General features: G+C 51.3%; 16 protein-coding genes. 2 read left to right on the forward strand and 14 right to left on the reverse strand.

What is annotated here, in order from left to right; translation table 11 throughout:
• A partial coding sequence (locus BGO59_RS34995; RefSeq protein WP_293692118.1) for a heavy metal translocating P-type ATPase metal-binding domain-containing protein occupies positions 1-872 on the reverse strand: 872 nt, incomplete at its 3' end.
• Between the two features lie 225 nt (positions 873-1,097).
• On the opposite strand from BGO59_RS34995, the gene hemN reads away from it, so the two are divergent.
• Entirely contained in the window at positions 1,098-2,456 is a 1,359-nt protein-coding gene (gene hemN / locus BGO59_RS35000) for an oxygen-independent coproporphyrinogen III oxidase (protein ID WP_293692120.1), read from the forward strand.
• Between the two features lie 147 nt (positions 2,457-2,603).
• Here hemN and BGO59_RS35005 read toward each other — a convergent pair whose 3' ends face one another.
• Positions 2,604-3,581 (reverse strand): phytanoyl-CoA dioxygenase family protein, encoded by a 978-nt coding sequence (locus tag BGO59_RS35005; protein WP_293692122.1) that lies wholly within the window; start codon positions 3,579-3,581, stop codon positions 2,604-2,606.
• A gap of 155 nt (positions 3,582-3,736) precedes the next feature.
• On the opposite strand from BGO59_RS35005, the gene BGO59_RS35010 reads away from it, so the two are divergent.
• Complete coding sequence (locus BGO59_RS35010; protein ID WP_293692124.1) at positions 3,737-4,582, forward strand: helix-turn-helix transcriptional regulator; 846 nt, start codon at positions 3,737-3,739, stop codon at positions 4,580-4,582.
• Positions 4,583-4,754: 172 nt separating this feature from the next.
• On the opposite strand, the gene BGO59_RS35015 is transcribed toward BGO59_RS35010, so the two are convergent.
• The 12 genes from BGO59_RS35015 to pcaD form a co-directional block, all read right to left on the reverse strand.
• Positions 4,755-5,597 (reverse strand): universal stress protein, encoded by an 843-nt coding sequence (locus BGO59_RS35015; protein WP_293692126.1) that lies wholly within the window; start codon positions 5,595-5,597, stop codon positions 4,755-4,757.
• A gap of 165 nt (positions 5,598-5,762) precedes the next feature.
• Entirely contained in the window at positions 5,763-7,061 is a 1,299-nt protein-coding gene (locus BGO59_RS35020; protein WP_293692128.1) for an MFS transporter, read from the reverse strand.
• 34 nt (positions 7,062-7,095) lie between these two features.
• The gene (locus BGO59_RS35025; RefSeq protein ID WP_293692130.1) at positions 7,096-7,962 is read right to left on the reverse strand and encodes an amidohydrolase family protein; all 867 of its coding nucleotides are present in this window, start codon (positions 7,960-7,962) and stop codon (positions 7,096-7,098) included.
• Positions 7,963-8,059: 97 nt separating this feature from the next.
• Positions 8,060-9,187 (reverse strand): alpha/beta hydrolase, encoded by a 1,128-nt coding sequence (locus BGO59_RS35030; protein ID WP_293692131.1) that lies wholly within the window; start codon positions 9,185-9,187, stop codon positions 8,060-8,062.
• Positions 9,188-9,205: 18 nt separating this feature from the next.
• Positions 9,206-10,315: a 5-methyltetrahydropteroyltriglutamate--homocysteine S-methyltransferase gene (locus BGO59_RS35035; protein WP_293692133.1), complete on the reverse strand. Its 1,110-nt coding sequence runs from the start codon at positions 10,313-10,315 to the stop codon at positions 9,206-9,208.
• Positions 10,316-10,410: 95 nt separating this feature from the next.
• Positions 10,411-12,219, reverse strand: coding sequence for a feruloyl-CoA synthase (locus BGO59_RS35040; RefSeq protein WP_293692134.1), 1,809 nt, complete (start codon positions 12,217-12,219; stop codon positions 10,411-10,413).
• A 68-nt stretch (positions 12,220-12,287) separates the two neighbouring features.
• The gene (locus tag BGO59_RS35045; protein ID WP_293692136.1) at positions 12,288-13,055 is read right to left on the reverse strand and encodes a crotonase/enoyl-CoA hydratase family protein; all 768 of its coding nucleotides are present in this window, start codon (positions 13,053-13,055) and stop codon (positions 12,288-12,290) included.
• Between the two features lie 49 nt (positions 13,056-13,104).
• Complete coding sequence (locus BGO59_RS35050; RefSeq protein ID WP_293692138.1) at positions 13,105-13,638, reverse strand: DUF3237 domain-containing protein; 534 nt, start codon at positions 13,636-13,638, stop codon at positions 13,105-13,107.
• A 7-nt stretch (positions 13,639-13,645) separates the two neighbouring features.
• Positions 13,646-14,857 (reverse strand): 3-oxoadipyl-CoA thiolase, encoded by a 1,212-nt coding sequence (gene pcaF / locus BGO59_RS35055; protein ID WP_293692140.1) that lies wholly within the window; start codon positions 14,855-14,857, stop codon positions 13,646-13,648.
• 62 nt (positions 14,858-14,919) lie between these two features.
• Positions 14,920-16,275 (reverse strand): 3-oxoacid CoA-transferase, encoded by a 1,356-nt coding sequence (locus tag BGO59_RS35060; protein ID WP_293692142.1) that lies wholly within the window; start codon positions 16,273-16,275, stop codon positions 14,920-14,922.
• Positions 16,272-17,504 (reverse strand): 4-hydroxybenzoate 3-monooxygenase, encoded by a 1,233-nt coding sequence (locus BGO59_RS35065; protein WP_293692144.1) that lies wholly within the window; start codon positions 17,502-17,504, stop codon positions 16,272-16,274. The genes BGO59_RS35060 and BGO59_RS35065 overlap by 4 nt, the downstream gene beginning before the upstream one ends.
• Complete coding sequence (gene pcaD / locus BGO59_RS35070) at positions 17,501-18,691, reverse strand: 3-oxoadipate enol-lactonase (protein WP_293692145.1); 1,191 nt, start codon at positions 18,689-18,691, stop codon at positions 17,501-17,503. Before pcaD ends, BGO59_RS35065 begins: the two co-directional genes overlap by 4 nt.

Genomic DNA, 18,691 nt, shown 5'->3' on the forward strand with positions numbered 1-18,691 from the left:
AACCATTTGCCACACAACAGGAAGAAAACCAGGCCCGTCAGCGAGTCGAAATATCCCGCTCCATCAAGCCACAACACTTCGTAGGCTCCCCGGAAAAAAGCGACCAGAATACCCAGCAGAATCGGTAAGTCGATGTTGATAAGCCCTTTACGGAGGCTCGACCAAACCGATTCGAAATACCCCGATGCCGAGTAGAAAACGACCGGAATGGCCAGTAGTAAGTTAAGAATGCCGAAAACGTGTTTGAACGATACATCGTCGAGGCCGAGGTATTCCGGGAAACTGAACAGCATGATGTTGCCTGCACAGAATCCGGCCACACCCAGTCGGTACAGAAACGGTCTGTTGGAGGTTTTCTGCCCTTCTTTCACCACATCGTTCAGGCTGATCAGGGGTTCGTAGCCAATCGAACTTAGTAATTCGACCACCTGCCGAAGCGTAATTTCCGACGGGTTATACGTAATAAAAACCTGTTTCTTCAGAAAATCGACCCGCGACTGCTGGATAGCCGGGTTAATCCGGTATAAATGCTCCAGCAGCCACAGGCACGAACTACAGTGTATGGTGGGTACGTAAAACGTGACCTTCGCAACAGAATCGCCCGAAAACTCCAGTAATTGAGCAACGATGTCGGGGTGGTCTAAAAATTCCAGACGGGTTTGTTGGGCAACAGTAGCGGTTTGCGTAGTTCCCGGACGGTCAGTTCCTGGTTCAATGGCATAATACTGGCAAAGCTGGTGCTGGCTCAAAATGGAGTATACCGTTTTACAACCGTCGCAGCAGAAGTGCTTATCATCGAAAATAAGGTCTTCGTCCAGACATTCATTGCCACAGTGGTAGCAGACCGTTGGGGAAATCGTTGCCGTATTCATCGTTCAGAATTTGGACGCAAATTGGCACAGGTATTGGCTGCATACCCTGATAATCATCAGCAGATGGCCTGATACGGCTCAGTATTTGGAAGTTAGTGAGGAGGGAAATTTGCAAAAAATACGAGGAGTGAGGGCGGGGTGCAGGGAGCGGGGGTGAGTTATTCATCTTTGAAATCTGTATACTAACTCCCCGCACCTTGCACCCCGCTCCTCGCCCCTGCGGCTATGCAACTGATTCAGAAATACAACGTTCCCGGTCCGCGTTATACGAGCTACCCGACTGTGCCCTTCTGGGATGAAACCACCTTTAGCGAAACTGCCTGGATACGCAACCTGCGTCGGGCCTTTGCAGTAAGTAATGGCAAAACGGGAATCAGTCTTTATATCCACTTACCCTATTGCGAAAGCCTTTGCACGTTTTGCGGCTGCAACAAGCGGATCACTAAAAACCACGGTGTAGAAAGTCCATATATCGATGCCCTGCTGGCCGAATGGAATAGCTACTGCGATCTGCTGCCTGAAAAATCGCGAATTGCGGAGCTGCATCTGGGTGGTGGAACACCGAGCTTTTTTACGCCCGATCAGTTGAAACGACTGCTTACGGGTATTTTTAGCCGGGCTGTACCTACCGACTCGCCCGATTATGGCTGGGAAGGCCACCCCAACAACACGACCCGCGAACACTTACAGGTATTATACGACTTCGGATTTCGGCGCGTAAGTTTTGGTATTCAGGATTACGACCCGGTTGTGCAGAAAGCCATTCACCGGATTCAGCCCGTCGAGAACGTAAAACGCGTAACGGACTGGGCTCGCGAAATTGGCTATACATCAGTCAGTCATGATCTGGTGTTTGGATTACCGTTCCAGACCACCAATTCGATCATCGACATGATTTACCAGACGCTGATTCTTCGCCCCGACCGGATTGCGTTTTACTCGTATGCACACGTGCCCTGGATCAAGGGAAACGGCCAGCGGGGCTTTCGGGACGACGATTTGCCATCAGGTGAACAGAAACGTATTCTCTACGAAACGGGACGGGCATTACTGGAAGATGGCGGCTATGTCGAAATTGGGATGGACCATTTTGCCCGCCCACACGATGCCCTTTATAAGTCGATGGAAGCCGGTACGCTGCATCGGAATTTTATGGGCTATACAACCGCACAAACTCAGGTATTGATTGGCCTGGGTGCATCGTCTATTGGTGATGTGTGGACGGCTTTTGCCCAGAACGAGAAAGATGTCGACCTGTATATGAATCGGGTGTTAGCCGGAGAATTGCCCCTATTACGTGGGCATGTACTGGATGATCAAGACCAGTTTCTGCGTCGGCAGATTCTGAACATCATGTGTAAAGGAAAAACCAACTGGCACCTGGGCAACTGGTCGAAACGGGAGTGGGAGGCCTTGGAAGCGCGGCTGGAAGCGTTCTGGCTCGACGGCCTGATCGATTACACGGCCGAAGGTTTACAAGTCCGGCCGGAAGGGCGCCCGTTTCTACGAAACATCTGTATGGCGTTTGATGAGCGCTTGAACTACGCTAACCCACAAACCCGGCTCTTTTCGCAGACGGTGTAAGTATACCCTCTTCTGTTTTCCGTTGTTAATACGAATCCTTTCCGTGGCCTGTGAGGACACAGGCTACGGAAGGAAAACGGTCAAACATTGACAATCTACAACAATGCTTGACTATTCCTTAACAATCCTGACCAGCCTTGACAAAATTTATTCCCACTTATCCAGCCCCAGCAGTTTACGGCCCAGTGGGCTTAGCTCGGCGGTTTTATAGCGGGTTTTCTCCCAGCCGCGCGGATCACCGGGGAAAGCGTAGCCTTCGGGAGCGACACGGTCGCGCCAGGAGGTGATTCGCCATTGACGTAGCGCTTCGTTATCTTCTTCGGCAGGCATCATCGAGATGTATTGGGCTATCCGCACCTTGTCGGCCGACCGATTGGGCCGGATACCGTGCGGTTGTGTACTGTTGAAAATGAGCAGGTCGCCCGCTTCCATCTTTACCTTTACCAGCTCGAAACCTGTTGTGTCGGGTTTAAAATGGTCTCGGTCGGCAGGTTGGGTAAGTTTCCAGGTATCGTAGGTTCGATACAGTTCAGGAATGCATTGGAAGCCACCCATGTTTTCGTCCGTCTGATCGGCCAGTGCTAGTACGCCCTGTACGTTTTGGGGTCGGGTTTCGGGGTCGTAATCCCAATGAATAAAGCCTTTGAACGTATCCTGGGGGCGTAGCGGAAAGTTCAGGTTAGCCCGGTCGATGGTGACCCAAAGTTTTTCGGTGCCCCAAATATCCACAAAAGCATCGTACACGCGCTGGTATTGCCGATTGTCCCACTCGTACTGATGGTTGTAGAGTTCAACCATGCCGCTACCCGTCAGTTCTTTCATCTTCATTTCGGCGCGGGGTGGGGCATACCAGGTGCTGGAGTCGGTAGGGTCTTTTTCTTCAAACTCCCACAGAAGCGCTGCCAGCCGCTCGGCGTTTTCTTTCGGCACTGCCTGTTTGATAATTACGTAGCCGTTGGTAATCCAGAATTGCCAGTCTTCTTCCGATAGTACACGGAGTGGTTTCCCATTTGAGCGGTCGCTCAGTTTGAGTTTGCTGCTGGTAGCCGTCGACGGGTTGCCCGGAATCTCTTTATGGGCGTTGTTCGGAATCATCGTCGGGGCCATTGTTTGCGTCGCTTCCATAGCTGGTTTGTATTTTTGGTGTTTTTAGTTGTAACAAAGTTAGTCGGACTGCTTAGCGACGTGTTAGGACAGAAATTGCCAGTTTTTGCACTATATTGCTCTTGGTTCCCCATTTTTTAGATAAGTGAGGTAGTTATTGGCAAAAAGAAAGCACATTGAAGGTCGTTTTAGAGGAAATTAACCCCGATGCCAACAGTTCATTTCATCTGTTGCTGACGCCCCATCTGAGTGAGGTGTTTCTCTGGCATTATCACCCTGAGTACGAAATCGTGTATATCGAAGGAGCGAGTGGCACTCGGCATGTGGGTGATCATATTTCGCGATACGAAGGCAGCGACCTGGTGTTTATTGGCCCCAATATTCCGCACCTCAATTTCGATTATGGCGTTCAAACGGAACATCAGAAAGTAGTTGTGCAGTTGAAACAGAATTTTCTGGGCGATACACTTTGGCAGGCCCCGGAGTTCAATGCGATTACAGGTCTATTCGAACGGGCGCGGTCGGGGGTTTCGTTTTACGGGCAGACCAAGCAGGAAGTGGGTGAACAGTTGAAGCAGTTGGCTCAGTTACCGCCCTTCGAGCGACTGATGAAACTGCTGGCTATTTTTCAACAACTGGCTACCAGTACCGAATGGACATCGCTACAGGGTGAGGCCGTCACGAATGCATACAATCTGACGGAGCAACTCCGGCTGAAAAAGGTCAATCAATTTATTGCCGAACAATATGGCCGCAAAATCGAGGTCGATGAAGCAGCAGCTGTGGCTAATCTGACTAAAGCCGCTTTTTGTCGATACTTCAAACGCATGACTCACCTGACTTTTACGCAGTTTTTGAATCAATACCGGGTCAATCAGGCGCAGAAATTATTGCTGGTTGACCGAACGGTATCGGAAGCCTGTTTTGCCTGTGGTTTTGACAGCCTGTCGTATTTTACTAAAATTTTCCGGCGCGTAACCGGCGAAAACCCGCTACAGTTCAAAAAGCGGCATCGGAGTTAGTTTGATGTTTTTTAGCTGGCAAGCGTCCTCTTTGTAGTGTCTCGTGATGTCGGTTACTAATAACCGACAAGCTAGGTTTCTCAAAACCTATTGCGTTAGATTAGGTTTTGAGAAACCTGGCTTGTCAGATGAAAGCATCTGACACCACAACAGAAAACGGCATCGGGTGTAGTCAGGATTCTGCCTTTTGATGGAAAATCATTAGGGAAATGTGCGAATAAAGCGTCATGATCCTGGTCATGCTTTTGCCAAAGAGCTTTTCGGGTAAACTGCGTTGGTGAGCCGACATGACCAGCAAATCCACTTTGTTTTCGTCCAGATACTGCTCCAGTGTTTTTTCGACGCTCGTTCCTTTGACAAGTCGGAAGCGGATGTTGGAAGGACCAACTTCGGCGTTCACCTGCTGTTCAAAATCTGCCAGTGTTTTCACAGCTTCATCCGATTCGTCTCTGGTAATGTGGATAACTGTGATGTTGCTGTTGAATGCCTGCGCAATCGGTACCAGTTTTTGAAGATTGTCGATATCCCCTGGTAGATAATCGCTGGCATAGACAATGGTTCGCAGGGGTTCCAATGGCTGGTTGTCCGGCATGGCGATTACTGTACATTTCACATGTTCGACTATCCAGGAGGTATTGGTGCCAAACAACTTGCCCTCTAGTCGGCTGCCCGAACCCTGAGTACCCATCACAATGAGGTCAACGCCTTTTTCAGCCACCAGACGAAGCATTTCTTCATGAAAAGCCGTATCGCTACTGATAAATTCAGGACTTGGAAAGGTGTCGCTAGTGCCGACACGGGCGTACAAGTCTTTTAACTTCTGATCGGTATGCTCTTTTACCGCCTGTATTTCGTGGTCAAACGAGTTGGCCGATACATAAGCGCTGGTGTGGTGGCTGTGGAACGAATTAAAAACAATAAGCCGAGCCTGTAGCTTTTGCGACAGATTACTGGCGAAATGCAGCGCATTTTCTGAGTTCTTCGAAAAATCGACCGGTACCAGAATGGTTTCCATGATAATAGTATAACGCTTTTTGGGCGCTGATTAGTCAACCATAAAAGTACCGGGAAGCAATTTTTTCAACGATGACTTCAGTCATGCACCAACATGAGAATCACCTTCACAGTAATGCGGGTGGAAACCCGCAATTTGATTAAAAACTACGGGTTTCCACCCGCATTACCGAATCTTTTTCGACGAAATGTATAACGTCATGATGCCAGCGAAGATGGTAGGAACAGCATAAATCAGAAAGTTCGTGACCATCGATAACCCCATGCCAATCAGCACACCCCCAACAGCGGGACCAATAATGCCTCCTAACCGACCGATACCGATTGACCAGCCCACCCCCGTTGTCCGAAACTCTGTTGGATAGAGCCGGGCGGCTACGGCATACAAACCAACAAAGCCACCCTGGATGCCGAAACCCAATAGCCCAAATAAAACCAACAACAACGATGATCCCACAAATAACCCGAACATGGCCATCAGCACGCCCGTCATAATCAGGAAGATACCAATGGTTTTTTTGAGGCCAATCCGGCTTGAAAAATAGCCCTGTGTAACAATGCCAAAAAAGGCCCCTACGTTGAACACCGTTCCGGCATAAATGGCTAATTCAATGGAAAGACCCGCGTTGGAGGCTAGTTTCGGAATCCAGCTTGTCAGGAAATACAGCGTCGCAAAGGCTAGAAATAGAGCAATCCACAACTGAATCGTCGGGGTTTTGTATTCGCCATCCAGAACTGCCGTAAGCGGGATGCCCTGCCGTCGGGTGGGTTTGGGAGGCAGCACCGATAGGGTATTCATCCGCATCCGGTCCAGAATCACATTGGCCTTTACCAGCGCATCGGTTGGTTGCGACTTCAGATAAAATTCCAGCGATTCGGTCAGGAAAAACTGAATGATGGGAAGAGCTACAAGCGTAGCCATACCTGCCAGTTGGAACATCGTTTGCCAACCCGATTCCGGAATGACACGAGCTGCTACTAACCCCGACAGAACCGCCCCAACCGGATAGCCGCCAATGGCGAAACTTACCCAGAAATCTTTGGTTTTGTCGGGCGTGTACTCAGCCGCCAGAGCCGCCGTACTGGCCAGCATACTGCCAATGCCCAAGCCACTCACAAAGCGAAATCCAATCAAATGAAGCACCGAAGTAGACTGGGCCGTCAGGTAGATGCTAAAACCCATAATGACAGCACTAATCAGGATCATGGTTTTCCGGCCGAGGGTATCGGCAAACGGAGCCAGCATCAACGCACCGAAGGTCATCCCGAACAGTCCCGAACTGAACACGATGCCTAGGGCTTCGGGACTCGACTTCCAGCCTTTGGCAATGGCTGGTGCCGCATACGAAATCACCATTACGTCCATGCCGTCGAGCATGTTCATCAGAAAACAGATCAATACCGTTGTGTATTGTAGCCGCGTGATGGGTTGCTGGTCAATCAGAGTTTTGGGGCTAACTTCCATTGGTCAAAGGAGATTGGGTTTAGGATCTAGGCGCTCAGGTTAAGCCTAATAGCTTTATGGCATTCTCTTTCAGGATCAGGGGCTTTACTTCGTCGCGAAAACCGGCTTCGTGAAAATCTTTTATCCAGCGTTCGGGTGTGATCAGCGGGAAATCTGTACCGAACAGCATTCGGTCTTTCAGCAACGTATTGGCGTACTGCACCAACTGCTTCGGGAAATATTTAGGCGACCAGCCACTCAGATCGATGTAAATATTGGGCTTGTGCATGGCTACCGAAAGGGCTTCATCCTGCCAGGGCCAGCTTGGGTGGGCGATGATGATGGGGTTGTCGGGAAAGTCGATGGCTACGTCGTCCAGGTGAATCGGGTTCGAGTATTCCAGCCGAAGCCCACCACCTCCGCGTACTCCCGAACCAAACCCCGAATGTCCCGAATGAAACAGCATCGGCAATTTATATTCGGCAATAACCTCGTAGAGATGATAAGCCATGCGGTCGTTTGGGTAAAATCCCTGCACCGTCGGGTGAAATTTGAAGCCTTTAATGCCATGATTTTCGATCAGATCTCTGGCTTCGCGGGCACCCATACGCCCTTTATGCGGGTCGATGCTGGCAAAGGCAATCATCACATCGGGATTGTTGCGGGCCCCTTCGGCTACTTCTTCATTCGGAATCCGGCGCTTCCCAACATTAAACTCCGAATCGACCGTGAACATGACGAAGGCCATATTCTGCGCCCGGTAATAATCGGCCGTTTCCTGAATGGTCGGTCGTTTATCCGACTTGAAGTATTTGGCAAAGGCTTCGTCGAGTTCAGGCCGAAAGTCATCGTGCGGATGCCAGCAGGAAGCTTCGGCATGGGTATGAACGTCGATGGCGACGATTTTACGGGTATCGATCATTTTTTAAAGAGTAAATGAGCGATTGAGTGATTGAGCGATTGAGTGAATAGCTGACGCCTGATTTTTTATTCACTCAATCGCTCAATCACTCATTCACTCAATTTATAAAGCCTGCGGTTGGTTTTTTACCTCTTTTGACCCAGTTTCTCAGCGCATCGAACGCTTGGGCGGTTTGTTGCGGGGTGAACTGACAATGCCCTCGCCCGTTGGTGTACTTGACGGTAAAGTAGGCGTCTTTTTGCTGCTGATGCACCATATTCTCGAAGTTGACAACGCCATAAGTGGGAGGGATCAACTGGTCGTAGAGGGTGTGCATCAGCAGTACAGGTTTATTGATGTTGCCCGTTCGGTCGTACTTAGCAAAGATCGCATTGGGATTAGCCGTTGCCGCCAGTCGTTCGGCTTTCTGGTTGACTTCCAGATTGTTTGGGAAACCGCTGTAAACGGTATTGGTATTATCGAACGGGTTGCCTTTTGCTTTCTGGGCCAGGTCGCGCAGAACATTTTCATTGAAAAACAGCGAAAACGCTAGGTCGTCGAGTTGCAGATCAAAGCGTTTGGCAAAGGCAACGGCCAGCACCGAATCTTTAGCCAGAATCGCCGTTCGTATGGCCTTGGCTTTTGTTACCATAGCCTGAATCGGTTGGGCCTGATACGGTTTCGACAGATCGAAAATGTCGGTCAGCGAGGTTACAATACCCGGAAACAACCCATTGAACGTAGCATACATATCGAATTCTTTCCGGCACTGCAAATACGGTCGGCTCGAAAGTGGGCAGAGGGGTAGCCCACCGTTGTAGTTGGCGCCAAAGTTTTCGATGGTAGCCACACTAACGCCACCGCCCATCGAATGCCCAACCATAAACGTCGAATCGGGTTTGCCGTAGGTTTTAACAAAGAGCTTGCGTAAGGCTTCCGTATCATCCACACCTTGCGGTAGCGCAAACCCCTGGTACTGGTAATCGGACGCAGCCACGGCAAAACCGCGTTCCAGAAAGGGCTTCATGTTATTGGAAAAGCCAGGATTCTGACTCTGCAACGGACGTGCGCCCATAAACTCATAGCCATGTGCATACATAACCAGCTTCCCTTTCCAGTTTTGCGGAAACAGAATCACATACCGCGCCCCATCGATACGGCCCGAATCGATTTTTGCTACCAGACTTTGTGCGAACGACTGGCTGATGAGGGATAAGGTAACGAGTAAACTCAGCAGTGCTTTCATGAGGTGTAGTATCTTGATTTACGCTGTTCCCCAGACTTTCCGGGCGGTATTGACGACCAGTTCAATTTTGCGCCATTGGTCGTCATACGTCAGATCGTTGCCGTGGTGCGTTGACGAGAAGCCGCATTGCGGGCTTACACAAAGGTTATCCAAAGGCATATAATGAGCGGCCTCGTCAATGCGTTTGCAGAGGTCATCAATATCTTCCAGTTCACGCACTTTCGACGAAATGATTCCTAAAACCACCATCTTGTCTTTCGGCACAAATCGTAACGGTGCAAAATCGCCAGATCGTTCGTCGTCGTATTCAAGGAAATACGCATCGACATTGATTTCGTTGAACAGAACTTCGGCTACGGGTTCGTACCCTCCTTCGGCAAACCAGGTGCTGCGGTAATTGCCCCGGCACAGGTGAATGCCTACGGTCAGGTCGTCGGGCCGCCCATCGATTACGGAATTGATCAGGGCTGCGTAGGTTTTAGGAAGCAGGTTCGGGTCTTCGCCCCGTTCAATAGCAGCCGCTCGCATCTTGGGGTCGCAGAGGTACGCCAGATTCGTATCGTCCAGTTGTAGATACCGTAAACCCGCCTGATACAGATGGTCGATTTCTTCCCGATAGGCCGCAGAGAGATCATGGAAAAACTCATCCATATCGGGATACGATTCAATGTCGATGGATTTCCGGCCTCCCCGGAAGTGAATCATGGTGGGCGACGGAATCGAGACTTTGGGCGTTTGCGTCGTAACGGATTTCAGGAAGTTGAAATCGGCGACCTGAATATCTTTAACGTGTTTGAGCTTGCCCGTTACACTGAGCACAGGCGGTTTAAATCCATCTGAGGCTACTTTCGCGTTTGGATTCGCTTCAATGCCACCCGTTACCGAAACTCCAGCCAGTTCTTTCAGGAAATCGAGGTGAAAATAATCCCGGCGGAACTCGCCATCGGTAATCGAGCGCATCCCGGTCGATTCCAGTTTTTTAACGGTTTCGGCAATCGCGGCATCTTCAATGGCTCGTAGCTCATCGGCCGTAATCTCGCCTTTTTTCCATTTCAGGCGGTTTTCTTTTACTTCCGGGGTGCGCAGGAGGCTACCCACATGGTCGGCACGAAAAGGGGGAGTTTTCATTCGGTATTAGGATTTAAGAATGTTATAGGTTGGTAATTAAGTAAATGGATAATGGATAATGGATAAAAGACTAATTAGCCATTGTTCATTTTGCATTATCCATTATCATAAAGCTGTTCAATCAAGTGCGGTCGGTTGGCTAAAATGGCTCGCTGGTTCAGAGAGCCTTTATCGGTTATTTCACCTGTGTCGATGGAGGGTGGGTCGTGAGCGATAATCATTTTGCCTATGCGATCGGCACTGCCCATTGCGGTTTCATTGAGTTTGCCAAGCAATTGGTCGACAAAATCCGTTACGGCCATTGTCTGAAAAGCCTCCCGGTAGTGGACATCAGGAGAAAGCTTGGCTAGCTTCCGGCAGGCATCAGTGTTCAGGAAAAGGATGGCGCTGGCATAATCCCGGTCGAGTCCGGCAATGACGACATCCTGCACAATGGGCGAACCTGCCGCAATTATTTTCATACGCAGTATTCCTACGTTGACCCAGGTGCCGGTCGATAGTTTAAAATCTTCCGCAATGCGTCCGTCGAAAACAAGTCCTTTATTGGGGTCGGCCTCATCCAGAAATTTCACGGCATCGCCCGTTTTGTAATACCCTTCGTCGTCAAACGCTTTTTGAGTGGCCTCGGCATTGCGCCAGTAGCCGGGGGTTACGTTTGGGGCTTTGTAACGAGCTTCCAATTTACCATTGTCGGGCACCAGTTTCACACTCATACCGGCAACGGGTACACCTAATAAACCCGAAAAGCTACCTCCCCAATTGGCAAAAAGGGCCGATGGTCCCGATTCGGTACAACCCAGGCCTGTAATGATCGGAATTCGCTCGCCAATGGTCTCGACAGCCAGTTCTTCCAGTCGGTTCCAGATCGGTTGCGCCAGACTGGCTCCCGCATAGAACAGCATGGAAAGTCGGGCGAAAAAGGTTTCTCGCAGGGCGGGTTCGCGCTCAAAATAGGGAATCAGCATCTCGAAGCCTTTGGGGACATTGAAGTAAACGGTTGGTGAAATTTCCCGGAGGTTCTGCACCGTTGTTTCGATACCGGCCGGAGTCGGTTTACCATCGTCGATGTACAGCGAGCCACCATTGTAGAGCGCCAGCCCGACGTTGTGGTTGCCCCCGAAGGTGTGGTTCCAGGGAAGCCAGTCGATGAAAACGGGGCGCTCGGTAGCCATAAACGGAAACGTCTGCGTAATCTGCTGCAAATTGGCGCACCACATACCGTGGGTATTGATAACGCCCTTCGGCAAGCCCGTCGAACCGGATGTGAACAGGATTTTGGCAACCGTATCGGCCGTAACTTGCTCAAATGCCTGATCGACGGTATCGGTTGGCTGCGTGTTCAGTAGCTCAGAAAAATCGGTCTCATTGCCGGGTGTGGCTGTGATAATAAGGACTTCCGGGAAAAGCGATTTCGCTAACGCAATGGCGCGGGCATAGGCCGTCTCATTCTGTGCAAAAACAACTTTGGGCGTCATCACTTGCAAACAATGCTTTAGCCGCCCCAGATCGGTTGATAGAAGCGAGTACTGTGGCGAAATGGGGCTGTAAGGAACCCCAATATGCAAAGCCGCCAACGCCAGTAACGCATGTTCGAGACTATTCTCCGACAGAATGACGATCGACTCATTGGGGCTGATGTTCAGATTTAACAGGTATTGGGCAATGGCTTTTACCTGATCCAGCGTAGTCCGATACGATAAACGAATCCACTCTCCATCCGCCCCGCGACGAGCCAGAAAGGTAGCCTCGGGCTGGTGAGTGGCCCAATAGCGTAGCTTTTCGCCTGGTTTAGCAGGGTAAGCACCCAGTGGCTGTTCCAGTTCTAACCGGATGCAGCCATCAGCATCAACCTCTTTTCGGGTAGTCGTCGGTCCGAATTCAATGGTTTTGTAAGGAGATGTCATTGGGTTTAGGGTTTGCAGTATTGGGTTTATTGGTCGATCGTCCGCGATACAATCGTGGTCGAGTCGGCTCACTGCCCGACTTTCTTGGCTCGTCCTTCCAGAAAATCGGTTAATCGTTGTTTGGCTTCGGGCGATGACTGGGCAATGGTAGCCATCAGGCTTTCCATCAGCAATCCTTCCGATTGCGATGAATCGGCAATACGGGGGAGTACATGCATGAGGGCATAATTGGTCATGGGAGCGTTCTGGGCAATCCTTTTCGCCAGTTCAATCCCTTTTTCAAGCCCCTCCCCAGCCATGGTCACGTACTGAGAAAATCCCATCCAGACCCCTTCTTCGGCCGAGATCGTCCGTCCCGTAAACATCATATCTGCCATACGAGCCATACCTATTAGTTTGGGAAGCCTGACCGATGCACCACCACCCACAAAAATGCCCCGTTGCCCTTCGGGTAGGGCGTAAAACGTACTGGCTTCAGCTACCCGAATATGACAGGCCGACGCAATTTCGAGTCCGCCACCCACACAGGCTCCTTTTAGCACGGCCACGACCGGCACCTTCCCAAATTGGATTTTGTCGAGTACCCGGTGCCACATGCGCGAATGGTGCAGTCCTTCAATAATGTCCCGTTCCTGCAATTCAGACAGGTCGAGCCCAGCGCTGAAATGGTCGCCTTCGCTGTGGAGCACCGCACATTTTACCCCGTCTGGCATGTCGGAGAATACGGCTTCCAGTGCCAGAATGAGCGCATCGTTTACCGCGTTTCGCTTTTGTGGGCGGTTCAGTTTGACAAAAAGCAGTTCGCCATCCTGCTCGATTTCTACTAGTGCAGCCATGTTGTTGGAGTCATTCATTGCTTGAGGTTTAATCGATCAATGACAACGCTTATTTCACCTGCCAGACGGTAATGAGCACGTTATCTGGATTCCGAACTGCCGTAGCGATGAAAATGGCATTGTTCATCCACTCATATTTACCAACTGGCGCTTCGAATTTGGGCACCGTTCGGAAATAGTATTCGCTGGGGCTCACCTGTTCGCCACGACCAATACGCGCAGCCACTTCGGGCGTTGCAACCCGAAGGCCTGTGTTGGTGATGTAGATTGTGATCCCATCGAGGGTTTTGAGCTGATAATGGGCTTCTAGCTCGGCAACGCCATCTTTTCGGACGATTTGCCAGTCGGCCCCTCCGGGCAGGATTTCACCTTGAATACGGGGGCCTTCAAACGTACCTCCCGTAATAGGGATGATACGACGCAACCCATGAGGGGTTTCCCCAACCACATAAGGAGCCCCGACTTTCACACGTAGTTCGCAGACAAGTTCCAACTGTGGGATGTCGTACCGCTGGGGTTTCTGGGCGAGTGCGCCAGTGATTGACCCAATTAGTGCAAGCAGGATAAAGAGTTGGCGTTTCATAGCTTTCTTAACTCACTCGTTCCAGAATGATGGCGTAGCCCATACCGACGCCTACACACATGGTGGCAAGGGCATAGCGTTTTTGCTGCTTTTGTAATTCAAGCGTTGCTGTTTGAATCAGTCGGGCACCCGACATGCCCAACGGATGGCCCAGTGCAATGGCACCTCCGTTGGGGTTGATACGGGGGTCGTCGTCAGCCAGGCCCAACTGCCGGGTACAAGCCAGCGACTGGGCTGCAAAGGCTTCGTTAAGCTCAATCACGTCAATATCGGCCAGCGTCAATCCGGCCTTTTTTAACGCTTTCTGAGTAGCGGGTACAGGACCAATTCCCATGATACGCGGCTCTACACCCACTACGGCCGATGCAACAATGCGGGCTTTTGGAATGAACTGATACCGACTGATGGCGGCTTCCGATGCAATGAGTAGGGCGGCTGCCCCGTCGTTCAGGCCTGCTGAATTTCCGGCCGTTACGCTACCTCCTTCTTTCCTAAACGCAGGTTTCAGTGTAGCCAGAACATCCAGTGTGGTATTCGGCTTCACAAATTCGTCGTAGGCAAACAGCAATGGCGCTCCTTTTTTAGTAGGAAGCTCAACAGGCATGATTTCTTCCGATAATCTTCCCGATTGCTGGGAGTGGGAAGCCTTTTGCTGCGACCGATACGCAAAGAAGTCCTGATCGTCGCGGCTGATGTTGTACAGGTCAACCAGATTTTCGGCCGTTACACCCATCGCATCCGTACCATATAGGGCCTGCATTTTAGGATTGATGAATCGCCAGCCAAAGCTGGAGTCGAACAGTTGGGCGTCGTTGCCAAACGGTTTGGAGGTTTTCGACATCACCCATGGGCCACGCGTCATGTGCTCCATACCTCCGGCAATCAACACATCCCCATCACCTGCTTTGATTGCCCGATTGGCATGAATCACTGCCGACATGCCCGACGAACACAGCCGATTAATAGTTTCGCCTGGAACGGTGTAGGGAAGACCGGCCAGCAGCAGCGCCATTCGGGCTACGTTCCGGTTGTCTTCGCCCGCCTGATTATGACAGCCGAGTAGCACGTCATCGACCGCATCGGGTGGCAGGCCAGGATTGCGTTTGAGTAGTTCTTTGATCGGTAATGCCGCCAGGTCGTCGGCCCGAATGGTCGAGAGGCTACCGCCGAAACTTCCAATCGGGGTACGGATGGCGTCGATGATATAAGCTTCGTTCATAGGTGAAAGAGCGAAAGAGTGCAAGAGTGAAAGAGTGAAAGCCATCCGGCCAACACGCTCTTTCACTCTTTCACTCTTTCGCTCATTAAAAAATTCGCGCTTGTTTTCGTCTTTACGTCCTTCAATGTGGCACCAGGCATGAGTTCTACCAGGGTTAGTTGCCCATCAGGATAGGCAAATACGGCTAAATCGGTGATGACCAGATCGACTACGCCAGTAGCAGTGAGCGGAAGCGTACACTGCGGCACGATCTTGGATGAACCGTCGGGGTTCGTATGGGTCATGGTGATGATCAGCCGTTTAGCTCCTTTGGCCAGATCCATCGCCCCGCCAACACCTAGTAACGGCTTGCCGGGAACAGCCCAGTTCGCCAGGTTAGCGGCTTCGTCAACTTCCAACCCGCCCATGATGGCTACGTCGATATGGCCACCCCGAATCATGGCAAACGAGTCGGCACTGTCGAAGTAGCTACTGCCTTTCAGGGCGGTTACCGGAATTTTTCCGGCATTGACCGGATAATCCATCGCCCCACCGCCGTCGGCCGGAACGGGGCCTACACCCAACATGCCGTTTTCGGTGTGAAGCATGATACCCTGTTCGTCGGTGATCAGATCGGCGACGAGGGTTGGGATACCGATGCCCAGGTTGACCACATCACCTTTCTTCAGTTCGGCCAATGCCCGACGAGCCATGTTCATTCGTACCTCATCGACTTTTTTGGACGACGATACGGATGCCGACATGCCCAGATCTTCCGGCTTTAACGTGGCTTGCACCAGATAATCGACAAAGCAGCCGGGTGTATGCACACATTCGGGCGCAATCTGCCCTACAGGTACAATCTCTTCTACTTCCGCAATAACCAGATTAGCGGCTGTTGCCATCGCCTTGTTAAAATTGTTTTCGGTCATGCGGTATTGGAGGTTACCCGCCGTATCGGCTCGCCAGGCCCGAATGAAGGCCACATTGCCCCGAATGCTTTTGATAAACACGTGCTCAACGCCGTCGATAACTTTTATTTCGCGACCCTGTGCCAATGGGGTGCCTGCTGATGTGGGCGTATAAAAACCTCCGATACCAGCCCCTCCGGCCCGTATGGCTTCGGCCAACGTGCCCTGGGGTAGTAATTCGTATTCAACCTGACCACTTTGGGCGGCTTTAACGGCATCGGGATTGGAGGTGAAAAAGGAGCCGATCAGCTTTTTGAGTTGACCATTTCGTAATAGCCGCCCGCCACCAAGCCCTGTTTCGCCCGTATTATTGCCGATAAATGTCAGATTCTTAGTGCCCAACTCCGCCAGGGCGTGCATTAAATGGACAGGGTTGCCCGTCATGCCAAAGCCGCCCTGTAAAAGCGTATCGCCATCGCGTACTAACGCAGCCGCCTGAGTTAGTGTCAGGATTGGGACTGTTTTCATCGTTCAGAAAGGGTAGGTGGGTGTAGTGCTTCTTGCGTTTGCATACTTGCCTGCCTGGCCGCTAAACCAACGTAGTTTTCGGCTATGAGCGTAGAGGCTGTTCGACTAGTGATTAGCTGGTTGAATCGGGATGTCTGCAAATGGGCATCGAACGAAGATCGTTCTGGATTGTGATGCAGCAGTTCGGTCATGAAATTGGAAAACTCCTGAACCCGCCAAACCCGACGCATACAGCAATCGGTGTAATTAGTCAAATCCGCTGAACTGCCTTCCCGATACCAGCTCATCAGGGCATTGAAAAGTTGCTCTGTATCGGCTACGGCCATATTCAGCCCTTTTGCGCCCGTTGGCGGCACAATATGGGCCGAATCGCCAGCCAGAAACAGCCGCCCGAATTGCATGGGTTCGCTCACGAAGCTACGCATGGGTGTAATGGTTTTTTCCAGAATAGGCCCCTCGGTCAATGTCCAGCCTGTCGTTCTCAGCCGAATCTGTAATTCGGCCCATATGCGTTCGTCGGGCCAGTCGTCGAGGGTGTCGGTTACGGAACATTGCACGTATAGTCGGGATATTTCGGGCGAACGCATACTGTGCAGGGCAAAACCTCGCTCATGATACGCATAAATAAGTTCGTCGGTCGAGGGGGGAACTTTGGCCAGAATGCCTAGCCAGCAATAAGGGTACGTTTTGTCGTAAACGGTAGTTAGTGAGGCTGGTATAGTTGAGCGGGAAATACCGTGAAAGCCATCACAACCCGCTACAAAATCGCAGGTGAGGGTGTGCGTTTCTCCTTGGTAAGTATACTGAATGGTTGGTTGCTCGCTTTCCAAACCTTCAATGGCCGTGGCCTCGGCTTCAAACAGAAGGTCGCCACCTGCATCCAGTCGGAGCTGAATCAGGTCTTTTACCAGTTCGGTCTGAGCATAGATCGTTACGTGGGAGCCGCCCGTTCGTTCGGCCAGGTCGATGCGATGACGCTGGCCATTATAGCTCAGAATAACACCATCATGCACAAGTCCTTCCCGGTCGAGTCGATCCGTCGCACCTGCCTGTCGGAGAACGTCTACTGTATTCTGTTCGAGCAAACCCGCCCGCTGACGACTTTCGACGCGCTCCCGTGATCGATTTTCCAGCACAACCGACCGAATCCCCTGCCGATGCAGTAGCTGGGCTAACAGTAGTCCGGCTGGACCCGCTCCGATGATGCCTACCTGCGTGTGGTGATTCATAGCTGGCGTTCATTTATAATTTCCTGGGCAGCCTGAAAAGCGGCATTCGCGGCTGGTAGTCCGCAATACAGAGCTGAGTGCATAATGACTTCTTTCAGTTCGTCGAGGGTGACGCCATTGTTGAAAGCCGCCCGAACGTGCATCTTGAATTCTGTTTCGCGATTGAGGGCAATCAGCATCCCCAACGTAATCAGGCTACGGGAGTGACGGGTTAAACCGAGTCGGGTCCAGATTTCGCCCCAGGCATAGCGGGTGATGAAATCCTGAAAATCAGCAGTAAAATCGGTAAGGCCGGCGTTGGCCCGGTCGACATGTGCATCGCCCAGAACGGCCCGCCGGACGGTCATGCCCTGTTCATACGTGCTCTGCGTGGGCGATCCCGATGCTAATGACTCGCTTTGGGTGGCTGGTTCCTCTAAAAACGCCAGCAGGAGTTGCACCACTTCATCGGCCTTTTCAACGACCGACATATGAGCCGCCGATAATTCGCAAAGCTTGGCGTTCGGTATCTCCTGCTGCATAAACTGGCCGTCGGAAACGGTCGTCACCGGGTCGTAGGTGCCCGCAATGATGAGCGTAGGAGCCGTAATGTGGTGGATAGTTGCTCGTAAATCCGTATCCCGAAGAACTGCACTGCACGCTACATGACCTTCGGCTGTGTTTGCCTTAATCATCGTTAGCAAGCGTGCTGTCGATTCTGGATTTGCCTGTTGAAATCCATCGGTCAGCCAACGGTTCAGTACGGCATCAGCAATGGACGAAATACCCTGTTGACTAACGGTGTTAATACGGTCATTCCAGGCTGCAACGGTTCCGATTCTGGCGGCTGTATTGCAAAGAACCAGCTTGTCGATTCGGTCGGGATGATGAACTGCCAGCCATTGTCCAATCAGCCCACCCATCGACAAGCCACAAAAGTGCACTTTCGCGATGCCTAATGCGTCTAGTAAGCCAAGCACGTCCTGTCCTAAATCGGCTATACTGATGGGTTCCAGCGAAGGTGGGGTTTGCCCATGTCCGATTGTATCGTAGCGCAGAATCCGAAAATGAGACCGTAACGGCTCCACCACATCGTTCCACATGGTCAGATCAGAGCCCAGCGAATTGGAAAAAAGCAGAACAGGCCCTTGCTCCAGGCCTTCGAGCTGGTAGTGGACTAGGTTTCCGTTTATCTGTAGATAAGCCAT

It is taken from the genome of Spirosoma sp. 48-14 (assembly GCF_001898575.1).
GTDB lineage: Bacteria > Bacteroidota > Bacteroidia > Cytophagales > Spirosomataceae > Spirosoma.